Genomic DNA, 14,951 nt, shown 5'->3' with positions numbered 1-14,951 from the left:
GGGCGCAAAACTGCTCCCCTATTTTATTTACATCAACCCTCGTTCTCTGAGTTCCTTGCGTCGTTCTTTCTCTAAACGTTTACGTTCGCGGTCAGCTTCCTTTTCACGCTTTTTAACGGCATCAATTGAATCTTGTATAGCTTCTTTTTTCCTGTCGGTACTATCTTTTTTACCACCGCCAAATAAGCGTTGAAAAAAGCCTGGCCTCTTTTCATCATCTTTCGGCTCTTCAACAACACCAGGCATAATCATACCATCTCCATCCGGGTCATCAGGGTTATGCTGCAGCAGGCTATCGGCAACAGCGGTATCAATAGGTGCCATTTTTTGTCTCAGACCTTCGCGTAAGCGCACATTGTAAAATCCGTAGGCGCTGCTATCAGGCTGGGTAAGGCCGCGGCGAGCCATCAGGTTTCCTATGAGCCTGAAATATCCATGCAGCCTGTACCTCAGCGAGCCATCGGGCTCGAAGGCATACAAACCATTTTTAGGATTAGGCACAATGCTGGCCAGGTAAATACTTTCGCCAATATTAAGCTCAGACGGGTGCTTGGCAAAATAGTAACGTGCGGCCTCGCCAATACCATAAATGTTACGTCCCCATTCAATAATGTTGAGGTAAACCTCCAGCATTCGGTCTTTGGTCATTACATCGCCGTTTACAATGAGCCATACAATTAATATCTCTTCAAACTTACGGGTAAGAGTTTTTTGCCGGCTTAAAAAGGCATTTTTAACCAATTGCATCGAAATGGTACTTCCACCACGCTTAAAGCGCTTCTCTTTAAAATCTTCAGCTATTGATTTCCTTAATGATTCTTGCACAAAACCCTTGTTTGTATAAAACGACGGATCTTCGGCGGTCATTACTGCGTTGCGTAAATCAGGAGAGATTGAATGCAATGGCGTGTAGTTGGAGTTTGCAGGCGATATATTACGCGGTGGCATAGGCTTTCCGCGCTCATAAGGCGTGTAAACAAACTCCCGGTTAAGACGGCCAAGATCTACCTTGCCAAACTTCAATATCCTGAAGTCTTTTTTAGCCAACCCCGATTCAAATTGAACGTTATCCGGATCAGTAGTGTTAAGATACAGGTGGGCGTTATAACGAAGCTGCCCAGCTACCTCAATACCTTCCAATGATTCAAATAATCCTTTAGGAAATGAATCGAAGAAGTTTTGAGCATCCTGCCAATCAGTATGAATTTTTACGGTATATGCCTTAACCGGGCGTATTTGATACTTGATATATGGATGAATGTCTAATTTCTTTACATGTATTACCGACGAGCTGTCTAATGACACATACCTGTCACCAACAAATAAATTGGCATCAATTGAACCATCGGGCACAACAACATCAGTATCAGAAAGCGCAGGGTGATTAACCAGCATGTTCTTTACCGCCAGGTAAGTGTAAACCTGGGTTTGATCATCGCTGGCTTCAACCTTGTTTAAACGTGTTGTAAGCGTATCAAAATTAAATTTCAGCTTGAACTTTTTTTCCAGCAGCGGAAACTCCACCTTCTTGCCTTCAGCGTAAAGCTTAACGTCTATTTCTTTATCACCCGGATGCAGTTTGCCCGCAAAATGCCATATGGACTCGTTGTCATTTACATCAATAGTTGACATCAGGTCTCCATCATCAATCTTGGCCGATTTTGCCAAAAGATTTATATGCGTACTATCATCCTCAAAACTCATTTTAAAATTTTGAAGGTCAAGGTTTTCCGGAATTTTGTAGAGTACCTGATTAATAAGATTATCAACCAACTCATTCAAGCCTGAAGATGATTTGGTTTTAGTTGAGTCTCTCTTACGGTGAAATAAAAAATCGAAGTTGCGCTGCCCTTTCTTATCAATCAGGTTTAAATACCCGTCTTTAAGCTTTACATCAGCAAGTTTAATATCACCGGCTATTAAAGGCATGAGCTTTACACTGATTTCGAAGTTATTTATGCGCACCAAGCTGTCGCGCTGCTCGGGTACAACGGTAATATTATTAAACGCAACCGTGCTCAAACCGGTAAACTTGGCCGTGCCTATTTTTACATCTAAATTATAATCACGTTTTGCTTTAGCCTTAGCTTTGTAAATGGCTTTTTGAAGCAAAGCTTCACGTTTTGAGTACGCTACAAAGCCGCCAACAATAAGTATGAGTAATAGTGCACCGGCTACAATTCCGGCTATACGAAGGTATTTTCTAAAGTCAGGGCGATGCATTAGGTAAATTTTTCCAAAACTAAATCTTATCGGCTATAAAACGATTTTCGAACCACAATTATTTCTCTAACAAAAGCAAAGCGCACCTGTTTTAGTATTTTTGTGCCATATTATAAACATGCAAATAACAAAAGAACAAGTACTACAAGCCCTTAGCCATGTAGAAGAGCCGGATTTGAAAAAAGATCTGGTAACGCTGAACATGATTCAGGATGTACATATAGACGGTAATAAATTAGCCTTTTCGGTAGTATTAACTACTCCGGCATGCCCGTTAAAAGGTTTGATAGAGAATGCCTGCCGCAATGCGATAAGCCATTTCATAAGTCCCGAAATTGAAGTTACCGTTAACATGACCTCGCAGGTTACCACGCAAAAAAACACCGGCGTGCCGGGCGTTAAAAATATAATTGCGGTAGCATCAGGCAAAGGTGGTGTTGGTAAATCAACCGTGGCCGCTAACCTTGCTTTGGGTTTGGCTGCAACGGGTGCGCAGGTTGGCTTAATTGATGCTGATATTTACGGCCCATCGGTGCCTATTATGTTTGGCCTTGAGGGTGCACGCCCTAATGCAACACAGGAAAATGGCAAAACCCGTATTGAACCTATTGAAAAATATGGCATAAAGCTATTGTCAATAGGCTTCTTTACAGACCCTAACCAACCAGTGCCATGGCGCGGACCAATGGTTTCAACAGCCGTTAAACAGTTGTTTAACGATGCCGACTGGGGCGACCTTGACTATTTGGTAGTTGATTTACCTCCAGGAACCGGCGACATACATATCACCGTAACTCAAAGCTTCCCTATTACCGGGGCCGTAATTGTAACCACACCGCAAAATGTGGCGTTGGCTGATGCTAAAAAGGGCGTTGGTATGCTTATGATGGAATCAATCAATGTGCCTATACTAGGCGTGATCGAAAACATGTCATACTTTACACCTGCCGAGCTGCCTGAAAACAAGTACTATATTTTTGGACAAGGTGGTGGTGCTAAGCTTGCTGAACTAGTTGGCGCTCCATTTTTGGGCGAGCTACCGCTGGTAAAAAGTGTTAGTGAAAGCGGTGATGCCGGCAAACCGGTTGTACTTACTGAGGATGGTGTTACCAGCGCTGTTTTTAAAGATATTGCCGAACGTGTGGCACAGCAAATATCAATCAACAACGCAAAGGCTACAGGCTATGCCGATGTAATAAATCGTTAAAAATTAATATCTTTACATTAATAATTTGATAAACATGAGTTTAGTTGAAGAGGTAGAAACAGCGCTTGACACCATACGCCCATATCTTGAAGCCGATGGCGGCAATGTTTCGGTGGAAGAGATTACTCCTGAAAAAGTGGTGAGGCTTAAGTTGCTTGGCTCATGCGGTTCATGCCCTATGAGTATTATGACCTTAAAGGCCGGAATTGAACAGGCTATAATGAAAGCTGTACCAGAAATTACTGCTGTTGAAGCCGTAAACCTAACCGATATTGATGACCCTAACGCCGTGTTACCGGCAAACATGCGCTAATGTTAAAAGGTGTTAAATGCTGCAGAGCATACATCAGTTGATTATATTTTTGCGTTATTAAACTATTGTAAACCCGGCAACGTATAAATTGTTGGGTTTTTAAACGTGTATGAGAAAGTGTTTACTGGTAATGGTTATGAGCCTGCTTAGTGCAGTGGCTGCCTTTGCACAAAAGGCTGATAAGCCACTTGTGCAGTTTACCGGTATAACCTACAATGCCGATAGTTCAAAGATTATTGTTCCGTATGTAACGGTTACCAACCTATCTAACAAAAACTCTGTTGTTATAGCTAATTACAAAGGCTACTTTTCCTTTGTAACGCATGAAAATGATACGCTGCAGTTTACTGCTGTTGGTTACGCACCTTTAGAAATGGTTATACCTGCAAACAGGGAAAGTAAAAGCTATACGGTGAAGGTGATGATGAAACCTGAAATAATAGCTTTACCGGCTTTCCATATGTTGCCATGGGCCACAACTGATGAGTTCAGGAAAGACTTTCTGACCATGAAACTGGCCGACGATGATTTAGAACTTGCCCGTAAAAACTTAAATAAAACTCCGCTTACCGGCGTATCGTACAGTGCAATGCCGCGTGATGCTAACGAAATACAATCGGCCGTTGCTCAGGATATGCATCAGCGTATACTTAATTCGCACTCGCTTATACCCAACCCGTTACTCAACCCTATTGCCTGGGGTAGCTTAATTAAATCAATTACCGCGGGCGATAAGAGCCGAAACAGCAACTAACGAAGATTAACTCTAAGGCCTTAAAGCCTGGAATTATAAAAAGTAAAAGCGACGCTGCTTAATCAACGTCGCTTTTGCTTTTTTATGCCTCAATAAAGTTATCTACCTTTTTTAGCGGCAGGGAACTTCATTTTATAATCAACCTTTACGGCACCTTTAGAAATATCATTCAGTCGCTTTTCAATTAACCTTTTGCGTAGCGGGCTTAGCTTGTCGGTAAATAGCTTTCCCTCAATATGGTCATACTCATGCTGAATTATACGTGCCGCCATGCCGTTAAAAGTCTCCTCGCGATGCTGCATCTCTTCATCAAAGTAGCTTAAACGCACTTGTGGCTTACGGTATACATCTTCGCGAATATCAGGAATACTAAGGCAGCCTTCGTTAAACGGCCATTCTTCGCCGGTTTCTTCAACTATTTGCGGATTGATAAATGCCTTTTTAAAGTCTTTCAATTCAGGCTCTTCATCATCAAACGGGGTGGCATCAATTACAAATAATCGTTTTGATAAACCAACCTGCGGAGCGGCCAATCCAACGCCGCGTGCGTTGTACATGGTTTCATACATATCGGCAACCAGTTGTTTAAGACCGGCAATTTCCTGAGGTTCAAAGTCAGTGGCCTTTTTTCTTAAAACAGGATCGCCATAAGCTACAATGGGCAATTTCATAACTGCAAATTTACAGATTTTATGCTTTTTAAAAGCATGGGGGCATTCAATGTTAATCACTCTTGTGTAAATACCAGTTGATAACCAAGTTTTATTAACCATGTTTTCATGAGCGTTAACAATTATCTGCAGGTATGGAGCCGTAATTGGATGCGATTATCCATCAAACCACTTAGCATGCTTACATAGAGTTAACCACTTAATCAAGTGCTGCTATGGTGAGATTGATGATGTTATTAAAAAAGTCTTTGTTGGTGGTTGATTTAGCCGTTACCCGCATGCCTTTTAACGCATTGAGTACAAACCTTGAAAGCGATATTGCATCATGTTTGCTACTCACCTCGCCGTTTTCCTGGCCGGATTGTATCACCTGGTAAATTGCTTTTTCCATTTGCTCGTCGTTGCGGCAAATTACCTCGTTAACCTCCTTATTGGTTGATGCCACCTCAATTTCGGCATTAACCATAAAACAACCACGTTGCTGGCTGTCATCGGTTAAATCATTTGTGGCTAGTTCCAATAAATTCTTTATAGTTTCTTTGGCAGATTTGCCGCTGCTGATGATATTCTGAATTTTGGCAGCACCCGAAAGCTGGTAGCTTTCAAGCGTTTTAAGAAAAAGCGTATGCTTATCTGTATAAGTGTCATATAGGCTTGACCTGCTTATGCCCAACGTATCTACCAAATCCTGCATGGATGTGGCGTTATATCCCTTTTGCCAAAATAGTTGCATGGCCTTACACAATACTTCGTTTTCATCAAAATCTTTACTTCGTGCCATAACAATAAATAGCTTTGCCTACAGTAAGACAAAGCTATTTAAATTTAGTTAGTTATTAAACCAACAATTAACGTACGCCGCCGCTTGCAAGCAGTATTTCGCCGGTTAGCCAGCGTGAATCATCAGAGGCCAGGAATACGGCAACACCAGCAATATCATCTGGCTGGCCAAGGCGACCTAGTGGCGTGGTGCCAACAATCTGCTTTTCAAAATCGCTACCAATAAACCCGGCTGTGTGCGTACCCTCTGTTTCAACCATACCTGGGTTTATTGAGTTTACTCTTATTTTACGGCTGCCTAATTCTTTAGCTAATACGCGTGTAATACCATCAACTGCTCCTTTGGTAGCAGTGTATATTGAACTTGCCGGCGGTGCAAGACTGGTAATAGCCGAACCTATGTTTATAATACTGCCCCCGTTTGTGGAGAAGTGTTTAACCGCCCCCTGTGTAGATAATAGCAAACCCAAAACATTGGTATTAAACTGATGGTGAAAATCTTCGGCGGTAACCTCTTCAATAGCACCAAACTTGTATACACCCGCGTTATTTACCAATACGTCTATAGCACCAAATGCCTCAACGGTATCAGCAAAAAGTTTGGCTACCTCCTGCTCATTTGTTACGTTGGCTTGCAAGGCAATTGCCTTGCCGCCTGCTGCCACAATATCAGCAACTACCTGCTCAGCACCAGCTTTTGCCGATGCATAATTTATTACAACGCTTGCACCTTGCGCTGCAAGGCTCTTAGCTATACCAGCACCAATTCCTTTTGATGCCCCGGTTACTACTGCTACTTTATTTTCTAGTCTTTTCATTTTTGAAACAATGCCCCCTTATTGGAACAATCGTTCCGCAAATGTAAAATCAAAACGGAACGAACGTTCCAAAATAAATTTATATGAGTTATTGATGACACTTTGAGCGTTGCCTTGTTCCTATTGAGACATTTTTGTATGTTTGATATAAGCCCTTGATATGGATAACCGCATAAAATCATTAAGACCTTTTATTGGTGCCAAAAATTTTGACGAGTCGCGCAGCTTTTACCGCGACCTGGGCTTTACTGAAACCAAACTTGAGCCAAAACTATCTGTCTTTCAGTTAGAGAACACAGCATTTTATTTGCAGGATTATTACGCAAAAGACTGGGTGGACAACACCATGCTATTTTTGGAAGTGAATAACGTTGAGCGTTATTATGAGGAGCTTAAAGCACTGAATTTATCTGACAAATACAGCAGTGTTAGGCTACAACCTATCAGGGTAATGGGTTGGGGAAGCGAGTGCTTTCTTCATGATCCGTCTGGCATATTATGGCATATCGGTCAGTTTAACCAGTAGTCATATTCAATATGAATAAGCGGTATAAATTTTATAATAAAAAAAGACCGGCTTTAGTTAAAAGCCGGTCTTTTTTTTATTGTGCATCGTAAATTACAACGCGGTCAAAGTATACCCTGAATCCTTCAAGGAAAGCTTTATGCAAAGGGTGCACCTGGTATACGTCGTGTCCGGCCATATCTTCAAACAACAATATAAGGCTGAAAGTATAAGTTGTGTCAACAACAGCACGCTCAATTGGGGCTGGCGTACCAATGTGCAAGGTTTTAACAGTTTCAACTCCTGCAAGTGTTTCCAAGCTTGCGCGGAAAGCTGTTTTTTGTTCGTCGGTTGTATCGGCTTTAAGCCAAAATATTACGTGGTGTGCTAACATGATTAAATTTTTTCCAAATATATTTATTGATTTATATTAAACGGTGTTTAACAACCTACACATTGCTCTCCAATCATCATTTATCTTTCGAAATAAGTGTTGTTTAAGCATTTTGACCCAATACAGACCTGCTTATTTAAATGAGGTGTATATATTTGCCCCTTTGGTAAAAAAAACTGTATGTTAAAAATTTGCTGCGTAGGTCATATTACATTAGATAAGGTTGTTAACTTAAACGGTGTTAAACACCTATCGGGGGGTACATCCTATTACTTTTCGAAAGCCTTGCAGCACATGGATGTTAGTTATGGTTTGGTAACATCGCTTGGGGAGTCGGAAATGGCGGTTGTAAACGAGCTCCGGTCTGGAGGTACAACTATCAAAGCTTTCAACAGTAAACATTCCGTATACTTTGAAAACACTTACAGTGCAAATCAAAATCACCGTACCCAACGCGTATTACAAAAGGCCGACCCTTTTTTAATTGAGCAGTTAGATGATATAAATGCCGAGGTAGTTCATCTCGGGCCGCTTCTTGCCGACGATTTTGCATTAGATACCATCAAATTTTTAACAAGCAAGAGTAAGCTGTCTTTAGATGCACAAGGCTACCTGCGCGAAGTGAGAGATTGTGAAGTACATGCTATAGACTGGCCCCAAAAGCAGGAAGCACTTCAATACATACACACTCTTAAAGCCAATGAGCATGAGCTTGAGGTGTTAACCGGCAAAACCGATATTAAAGCCGGAGCACTTATGCTGGCAGACTGGGGCGTTAAAGAGGTAGTTATTACCTTAGGCAGTTTAGGTTCTGTTATTTATGCTGATGGGGTATTTTATGACATACCTGCTTATGTGCCTGCAACCATAGCCGATGCCACCGGTTGCGGTGATACGTATATGGCCGGCTACCTTTACCGCCGCGCCAAAGGCGATGATATTGAAAAAGCAGCAAACTTTGCTGCTGGTATGGCCGGATTGAAAATTGCGCAGTCAGGCCCTTTCACCGGCACAAAGGATGACGTTTATAACTTCATTGCCTCTTTTACTAACTAGTCCTTTTTACGGTCTTTGTTAAACCCTATTTTCACTTTGCCTGTTTCATCTTCCTTTGCTGCAAGGTGAAGCACAATACCCCTGTATCTGCGTTTCTTTAGTTCTTCCTTGTCAGTTATCTCCGCATCCTTTTTAGGATTACGTAATGGCACATCAAATGCTATGTTAGTACCTTTTGTAAGTCCGTAAACACCCGCTATGTCGGCGTTGAGTACGCTGGAATTTAACTGCATAGGGTTGATAATGATCTTATCGCCCTGAATATCAAACTTAGCATCAAGCTTAGGTATTTCAATATTTTTTAGATCGCGAAATGGGAAAGCAAACTTGCCTACTTTAATTAACGGCTGGTAATTAAGTAATGCACTGTTGCGCAAGCTTACATAGGTTGTGCCATGTATTGAACGTGGAACCAGTGAGCCATTGTCCTTTATTCCTCCGCTTATGTTTGCTTTGGCAGAGAGGTAACCCTTTAAGTTTTCATAAGTAATATCCTTTATTCCGAAATTATCAAATGAATAAAAGAACTGACGAATGTCAACGCTGCTAACGGTAGTATTTATGTTGAAATTATTAAGGTTGTTTCCCTGCATTAACTTACCGTTTAAGCGCAAAGCTCCGTTTGCATGTTTTAAACCAACATCTTTAATTATAATACCGTCGCCAGTGGTAAGCAGGTTAGCGCGTACGTCAGTTGCCAAAAACTTTTTGTAATAAACCTTGGCAACTTCCATATGCATTTCCACGTTTCCTTTATCTAACACGTTACCTAACTGGTCAATAATGTTACCGCTATTGCCACTTCCTCGGCGCACTGTTCTAGTTTGCACTTGCTTACGAGTACCTAAAAAGCCTAAAAATTCTGCCAGTCTTAACTCCGGACTTTTAATGTTCCAGGTAAGAAGCATTTTTTCAGGAGCATCGTAGTAAAAATTTAGGAAATTGTTCACACGCCCGTTCATCATTACCACGCTGTGCCCGCTTTGCACCCGTATGTTATTTAGTATTAAATCATTCTTTACAAAATTCAGCGACAGGGAGGTATTCTTAAATGCCAGGTTACGCGGCAGGTAAATGGCATCGGCATTCCTGAAATTAATTACACCTGCTATAACCGGCTTATTCAACCTGTAGTTAACAATGTCGGCCTTATAGTGCAAATCCATGTTAGCCGTACCTTTGCTAAATTTGGCAATATCATCAAGCATATAATTGAAGTTTGCCAAAGGAAAATTTGATTTAAAGTTCCCGGTTGCAATAGGTTTTTCAAGATTGATGATACTGCCCGTGTCAATTAAAAACGGCAGGTGATTGTAACGCCCCGTAAATTTAAACAGCCTTATAGCGGAGTTTGCATCATTAAAACCTTTACCTTTTTCAACCTCGTTGGTAAAAACCGCGTTAAAGTTACAGCTATCTATCTGGCCGCCCGGTATAATCAGTGTGTTGTTCCTAATGGTTCCGGCTACGTGCAGGTACGGGTCGCCCTCACCCAGGCTACCTGCAATAGTGGTTTTTAAGTCAATTGGCTTGGCGAGGTTAAATTTATCAAGTGTCTTCTTAATATTATCTGCAAGGAGCAATGACGCACTGCGCCACATTATTTGATTAACTATAAGATGTATGGCAAACGCTGTTTCCTTTTTGCCGGTATCAAACATGGCATTAAGCTGAAATATGTCGTAACCAATTTTCAATCCTTTTGACGATATAAATATCTTATCAGTTTCGTTGTTAAACCCGGCCATCATCTGGCCCGATATAAGCTTATCCTTAATAAAACTTCCCTTTTTTGTGTTGAATGCAAGGCTACGGGCCATTACATCCAGTTGCAAAGCTGCACGCCAACCACTATCAGGGTAAGCCATTTTTCCGGAAAGTTTATTTATGTCAAACGAAAAGAGCTTATTGTTAGCCTGGTTATTTACAGCAAAGCTTACGTTACTGAGCGAAAACTTTCCAAACTCGGCAGAACTACCGCTATCATCATCAGGCTTATTTGTCTTAGGAGCGCTTTTCTTCTTTTTAAATACCGAAGTATTGCTATAGCCCGTACTGTCTTTATATAACTCAATGGCAGCGTTATTTATCCCAATATTACTAATACGTATGGTACCACGCAGCAGTGCCGCAGTATTTATTGATACATCGAAATCTTTGGCTGAAAGCAGGGTGTGTTTATGTTCGGCCCAACGCTTGTCTTTTATAGTTACGTTTTTGAGTGATACTGAAATGCCAGGAAATCCTTTAAAAAAAGTAGTTTCCATGTCGCCAATAGCCAGGTTACCATCGAGGTTTTTATTCAGCGTTGATGTGATTAACGATAGCACTTTAGCCTTATTTGAATTGATGTAAATAAACAATCCTACAGAGAGAAGCACAAAAAGCAAAACAACACCGGCAATTACTTTAAGTATGATTTTTAACCATTTAGGCATTGGGAAACGGAATTTAAGTTAAAAGCCTGAAACCTTACATTTTGTTTGCTTGCAGAACTTGCATGTTTAAAAGAACGCGTTACTTGTAATTACCACGGTAACAATTCTATAACAGAGCGGCCTGCACTGTCCTGAAAGCAAGCAAGGCTGTTTGATTTAATTGTAGCTTAGTATTACCAATTATAATTGAACATACAGGCGGTTTTAGCTTGGTTCACTCTTTTTAAATCATGATAACAAAAATATTAACCGGCATTACGCTGCTTGCAGCAGGTATATTTTTTACCGCAAATGCCCAAATAGGCAAACGGTTTCCGTCTGAACGTAAAGTGGTTAAAGACCCGGTTACAGGTACCATGCTTACTTTTTTAACCAGCACCCCGGCGGGCGACAGTAAAATTTATCAAACGCATCCGCAATGGACTTCAGACGGGCAATGGCTGGTTTTTCGCTCAAACAGGGCAAAAGGTGAAGCTTTAGCTGTAAATGAAAAAACCGGCGATATGGTACAGATTACCGAAGGTGGGTATACCGGCATGCTTAACCTGGCGCGTAAAAGCATGAAGCTGTATTTGTTACGCAGGGTTGATACTCAAACTGAAGTTCAGGGCCACAGGGCACCAACTGCTATGCAACTGGTGGAGATGGATTTGAACAAAGTTTTAACAGACAGCAACGCGGGTAAAATGCAAAAACTATCTACCTATCAACGTGTATGTGGCACTATACCCGCAGAAATGGGTGCAGGTGGCGACATGGCTTTAGATGCTGACGAAGATAAAATCTATTTCCACGTAGGCCGAACTGAGGCAGCTAAGCATATGCAGCCCGGCACCAAGGTTGAAAACGCCTTTGGCCCGCGTAATATGGGTGCCGGTCCCAACGGCCTGGCGAGCATGAACGTTAAAACGGGCGAAGTAAAATACATTGTCACCGTACCATTTCAAATTGGACACATACAGGTAAACCCATGGGTTGCGGGCGAAATTATCTTTTGCTGGGAAACCGGAGGAAAATCTCCGCAGCGTACGTGGACTGTAATGGCAGATGGCACCGGTTTGAGACCACTTTACCCGGAAGCGCCCTATGAATGGGTTACTCATGAGGCTGTAATTACGCCCGATGAGGTAGCCATTGCCATTATGGGCCATCGTAAAATACCAGGGACTAACGCCCAGGGTGAGCCGGGTACTGCAGTTGGGGGAGCCAACCCGGGGCAGGAAAGCGCCTGGGGCCCCTCAGGAACACGCGAAAAACCAACAGGTTTAGGCATAGTAAACATTCACACCCGCGAAATGACCATTGCCGGCCAAACTCCAAGTGGCAGCGGCTTATGGCATGTAGGCGGCTCAAAGGACGGACGATGGGCCGTTGGTGATGATTTTTCGCGTAGTGTATACCTTATTGACAGGCACAGCCGTGAGATGATTATGCTATCAACCGGTCATAAAACTACCGCCGCCGATCACCCTCATCCAACCTTCAGCCCCGATGGTACTAGGATAGAAATACAATCAGCCATGCTTTCAGAAGACGGCAGATCAATGAACATTTGTATAATTCCTGTACCCGACAACTGGTTAAAACGAACTTATAAATAGATGCTAATTTCAAATGGTAAAAACGCTTTAACAAAAGGGATTTGAAATATTAGCGCACAGTTGTATAGCCGCTGTTTATTGCTTGCTTTTATTTTGCTTAAGCCAATAAGTAATGCCTATTTGAACAGACTTGTTGCTCTGTATATAATTTCCTATAGTATTATTTACCTTGTAAGGCGGCAAGCCTATATAACGTGCATCTATACTAAATTGCTTAAAGTTAATGGCTATGCCTCCTGTTAGGCCAAGGCTTACCCTTTTCGTAAGCACAGGGCTGCTTACCAATGTATCAATCGTTTTAGTATACCCCAAAGTATCTCTTAAACCGGCCACAGCTCCAAATGAATACGATTGATTACCAAGCTTACCCGCAAAGCTGGCAATGGCCCCAGCCTTAATACTAATGAGCTTATTTACTCTATAAGTGAGTATAAGCGGAATATCGGCGACTAAAACTTTGTGTTTTTCATTCACAGTAAATGCCGAAGATGAGTCGGGCCTGAAAAAGCTTGGATGAGAATAGCTGCCAACAACCTGGCGGCCAAAATTAACAAGTATACCTGAACCTATAAGCAAACGTTGTGACAAGGCCAGGTTGGATGTTAAACCACCATAAACGCTAGTGTTTTTAGCAATATTAAGTCCGGCTTCAACTCCGATATTAAAGCTTGGGGTATTAAGTTCCTTACCTGATGCGCCTTTCCATCTACTTTGCTTTCCGGTTTTCGCAAATAATGCAGTTCGATCACTTTCAACTTTTCCAGGCAACCAATGCGCTAGTATGGGAGGCTGAAATGCGTTCATTTCATGACCCTTTTTATTGCCAACAAACACCTTTTGAGGTGCTTCTTCTTCCATAGCAATGGAGGATTGATTTACAACATCCCTGTAATTAATTAATTGTTGCGGGAAGTGAGCGGTTTCTTGTTGAATACGCTTAAGCTTTTGCAAAGAGTTATAATCAATGTTGTTGGCTATGCCGCTTTGTTTCTTAATTTCACTAGCATTCAATTTATTAGTTGTAATTGCCTTGAAAGTCCTTTCTTTGAGAAGATAATCATTCCCTGACGGGTATCCAGGCTTATTACTCCTGCCTGCTAATGCTCTTGTGCGTAAATCAGCAATTGACTTGTCTTCTCCAATTGACACTGAGTCTTGTTCATTTAAACTATCCTCATTAGTAGCTGGTGTTGATGTGTTAAGCGTATCTACTGACATACTTGTGAACTCTGCTAAGCTATCACTTGCTATTGAATCACTTGCTGAAGCCTTGCGTCTTTCAATGCGCTCCTTTTTTTCAATTGTTTTATCCTTCACCCTTTGTTTAATTGGGGGCTTAACAGCAAACCAAGTGGCTGCTCCTACCATTGCCGCAGCGGGCAAAACATAACCAACAACCGATATTACTTTTGCAATTAACGGCTTTGTAACTGCCGGTGCAGTAGTTGCGGGGGGCTGCACAGGCAGGTGTACATCCAACATTTTTTGCATACCCAACCAAGCTGCATCGGCATCGGCTCTTACAGGCAGTTCATTTAATTTTTTACGCCAAAGCTTATTATACCATGCTGAATTTTTCATGTTGCCTTGTTTGATTTTTCAGTTGGTTTGTTAAGTTGATTGTTTGACGGCTGCAATAATTCTCTTAACTGCTTTTTAGCTACTGACAAATGCCAGCGCGATGTACTTTCAGAGATGTTCAATTGCTCACCAATATCGTAATGTGAGTATCCTTCAATTACAGCAAGGTTGAATACCAGTTGAGTAGATGCGGGCAGGGTACGTATTGCCAACAGCACATCATCCACATATAGCTTTTCCAAAACCGCTGGTTCTACAAAAGCTTCGTCAATAACATCATTTGTATTCGCTACGTTATTAAAGCGCGCTTCTTTCCGGGCCAGGTCAATGCAGGCGTGCATCATAATGGTGTGTATCCAGGCGCCTAATTCACCCTTTTGTTCATCGTAAAAGTCAATGTTTTGAAAAACCTTAAGAAAACCTGTATTTAAAGCTTCATACGCCAGTTCATCTGTGGATAGGTATCGACAACAAAGCTTAAGCATATCTGCATAAAAAAACTTGTACAAAGCTTCCTGCTCCGGGCGCCTGTTGGCTTTGCAGCCCTCAATTATACCGGGCATTTGCTTGGTAGATTTGCTCATTAAATATTCAGATAACAATAGGCGTG

At 41.7% G+C, this 14,951-nt stretch carries 14 protein-coding genes; 6 read left to right on the top strand and 8 right to left on the bottom strand.

Annotation, left to right across the window (positions count from 1 at the left end):
• Positions 1-27 precede the first annotated feature (27 nt).
• Positions 28-2,223, bottom strand: coding sequence for a transglycosylase domain-containing protein (locus QZ407_RS02950; protein WP_295767576.1), 2,196 nt, complete (start codon positions 2,221-2,223; stop codon positions 28-30).
• Positions 2,224-2,341: 118 nt separating this feature from the next.
• On the opposite strand from QZ407_RS02950, the gene QZ407_RS02945 reads away from it, so the two are divergent.
• From QZ407_RS02945 to QZ407_RS02935, 3 genes are all read left to right on the top strand, one after another.
• Positions 2,342-3,430, top strand: a complete 1,089-nt coding sequence (locus tag QZ407_RS02945) for an Mrp/NBP35 family ATP-binding protein (protein WP_295767575.1) — start codon at positions 2,342-2,344, stop codon at positions 3,428-3,430.
• Positions 3,431-3,464: 34 nt separating this feature from the next.
• A complete protein-coding gene (locus QZ407_RS02940; RefSeq protein WP_295767574.1) occupies positions 3,465-3,743 on the top strand; it encodes a NifU family protein in 279 nt (92 codons plus the stop codon).
• A 109-nt stretch (positions 3,744-3,852) separates the two neighbouring features.
• The gene (locus tag QZ407_RS02935) at positions 3,853-4,497 is read left to right on the top strand and encodes a hypothetical protein (RefSeq protein ID WP_295767572.1); all 645 of its coding nucleotides are present in this window, start codon (positions 3,853-3,855) and stop codon (positions 4,495-4,497) included.
• Between the two features lie 98 nt (positions 4,498-4,595).
• Here QZ407_RS02935 and def read toward each other — a convergent pair whose 3' ends face one another.
• The 3 genes from def to QZ407_RS02920 all read right to left on the bottom strand — a co-directional run bounded on the left by def (position 4,596) and on the right by QZ407_RS02920 (position 6,766).
• Positions 4,596-5,168 carry a peptide deformylase gene (gene def, locus QZ407_RS02930; RefSeq protein WP_295767570.1) on the bottom strand — a complete coding sequence of 191 codons (573 nt, stop codon included), beginning with the start codon at positions 5,166-5,168 and terminating at the stop codon, positions 4,596-4,598.
• A 199-nt stretch (positions 5,169-5,367) separates the two neighbouring features.
• A complete protein-coding gene (locus tag QZ407_RS02925) occupies positions 5,368-5,949 on the bottom strand; it encodes a TetR/AcrR family transcriptional regulator (RefSeq protein WP_295767569.1) in 582 nt (193 codons plus the stop codon).
• Between the two features lie 67 nt (positions 5,950-6,016).
• Complete coding sequence (locus QZ407_RS02920) at positions 6,017-6,766, bottom strand: glucose 1-dehydrogenase (protein ID WP_295767568.1); 750 nt, start codon at positions 6,764-6,766, stop codon at positions 6,017-6,019.
• A 160-nt stretch (positions 6,767-6,926) separates the two neighbouring features.
• Between QZ407_RS02920 and QZ407_RS02915 the strand changes: the two genes are divergently transcribed.
• Positions 6,927-7,292 carry a VOC family protein gene (locus tag QZ407_RS02915; RefSeq protein WP_295767567.1) on the top strand — a complete coding sequence of 122 codons (366 nt, stop codon included), beginning with the start codon at positions 6,927-6,929 and terminating at the stop codon, positions 7,290-7,292.
• 76 nt (positions 7,293-7,368) lie between these two features.
• Here QZ407_RS02915 and QZ407_RS02910 read toward each other — a convergent pair whose 3' ends face one another.
• A complete protein-coding gene (locus QZ407_RS02910; protein ID WP_295767565.1) occupies positions 7,369-7,665 on the bottom strand; it encodes a Dabb family protein in 297 nt (98 codons plus the stop codon).
• A gap of 180 nt (positions 7,666-7,845) precedes the next feature.
• Between QZ407_RS02910 and QZ407_RS02905 the strand changes: the two genes are divergently transcribed.
• Positions 7,846-8,721 carry a PfkB family carbohydrate kinase gene (locus QZ407_RS02905; RefSeq protein ID WP_295767563.1) on the top strand — a complete coding sequence of 292 codons (876 nt, stop codon included), beginning with the start codon at positions 7,846-7,848 and terminating at the stop codon, positions 8,719-8,721.
• Here QZ407_RS02905 and QZ407_RS02900 read toward each other — a convergent pair.
• Positions 8,718-11,159: an AsmA family protein gene (locus tag QZ407_RS02900; protein ID WP_295767562.1), complete on the bottom strand. Its 2,442-nt coding sequence runs from the start codon at positions 11,157-11,159 to the stop codon at positions 8,718-8,720. The two genes, QZ407_RS02905 and QZ407_RS02900, sit on opposite strands and share 4 nt — an antisense overlap.
• Before the next feature lie 230 nt (positions 11,160-11,389).
• Between QZ407_RS02900 and QZ407_RS02895 the strand changes: the two genes are divergently transcribed.
• On the top strand, positions 11,390-12,760 hold the full coding sequence (locus tag QZ407_RS02895; RefSeq protein ID WP_295767560.1) for a hypothetical protein: 1,371 nt from the start codon (positions 11,390-11,392) through the stop codon (positions 12,758-12,760).
• Between the two features lie 75 nt (positions 12,761-12,835).
• Here QZ407_RS02895 and QZ407_RS02890 read toward each other — a convergent pair whose 3' ends face one another.
• Positions 12,836-14,341, bottom strand: a complete 1,506-nt coding sequence (locus QZ407_RS02890) for a hypothetical protein (RefSeq protein WP_295767558.1) — start codon at positions 14,339-14,341, stop codon at positions 12,836-12,838.
• Positions 14,338-14,925 carry a sigma-70 family RNA polymerase sigma factor gene (locus QZ407_RS02885; RefSeq protein ID WP_295767557.1) on the bottom strand — a complete coding sequence of 196 codons (588 nt, stop codon included), beginning with the start codon at positions 14,923-14,925 and terminating at the stop codon, positions 14,338-14,340. Before QZ407_RS02885 ends, QZ407_RS02890 begins: the two co-directional genes overlap by 4 nt.
• Positions 14,926-14,951: the final 26 nt, after the last annotated feature.

Origin of the sequence: uncultured Mucilaginibacter sp., assembly GCF_913773635.1 — a bacterium.
Taxonomy (GTDB): Bacteria; Bacteroidota; Bacteroidia; order Sphingobacteriales; family Sphingobacteriaceae; genus Mucilaginibacter.
This window is presented reverse-complemented; position numbering and strand designations above follow the sequence as displayed.

Excerpts from the sequence above, each read along its gene's own strand:
- QZ407_RS02950 (WP_295767576.1), bottom strand. The coding sequence starts at position 2,223 with ATGCATCGCCCTGACTTTAGAAAATACCTTCGTATAGCCGGAATTGTA.
- QZ407_RS02945 (WP_295767575.1), top strand. The coding sequence starts at position 2,342 with ATGCAAATAACAAAAGAACAAGTACTACAAGCCCTTAGCCATGTAGAA.
- QZ407_RS02940 (WP_295767574.1), top strand. The coding sequence starts at position 3,465 with ATGAGTTTAGTTGAAGAGGTAGAAACAGCGCTTGACACCATACGCCCA.
- QZ407_RS02935 (WP_295767572.1), top strand. The coding sequence starts at position 3,853 with ATGAGAAAGTGTTTACTGGTAATGGTTATGAGCCTGCTTAGTGCAGTG.
- def (WP_295767570.1), bottom strand. The coding sequence starts at position 5,168 with ATGAAATTGCCCATTGTAGCTTATGGCGATCCTGTTTTAAGAAAAAAG.
- QZ407_RS02925 (WP_295767569.1), bottom strand. The coding sequence starts at position 5,949 with ATGGCACGAAGTAAAGATTTTGATGAAAACGAAGTATTGTGTAAGGCC.
- QZ407_RS02920 (WP_295767568.1), bottom strand. The coding sequence starts at position 6,766 with ATGAAAAGACTAGAAAATAAAGTAGCAGTAGTAACCGGGGCATCAAAA.
- QZ407_RS02915 (WP_295767567.1), top strand. The coding sequence starts at position 6,927 with ATGGATAACCGCATAAAATCATTAAGACCTTTTATTGGTGCCAAAAAT.
- QZ407_RS02910 (WP_295767565.1), bottom strand. The coding sequence starts at position 7,665 with ATGTTAGCACACCACGTAATATTTTGGCTTAAAGCCGATACAACCGAC.
- QZ407_RS02905 (WP_295767563.1), top strand. The coding sequence starts at position 7,846 with ATGTTAAAAATTTGCTGCGTAGGTCATATTACATTAGATAAGGTTGTT.
- QZ407_RS02900 (WP_295767562.1), bottom strand. The coding sequence starts at position 11,159 with ATGCCTAAATGGTTAAAAATCATACTTAAAGTAATTGCCGGTGTTGTT.
- QZ407_RS02895 (WP_295767560.1), top strand. The coding sequence starts at position 11,390 with ATGATAACAAAAATATTAACCGGCATTACGCTGCTTGCAGCAGGTATA.
- QZ407_RS02890 (WP_295767558.1), bottom strand. The coding sequence starts at position 14,341 with ATGAAAAATTCAGCATGGTATAATAAGCTTTGGCGTAAAAAATTAAAT.
- QZ407_RS02885 (WP_295767557.1), bottom strand. The coding sequence starts at position 14,925 with ATGAGCAAATCTACCAAGCAAATGCCCGGTATAATTGAGGGCTGCAAA.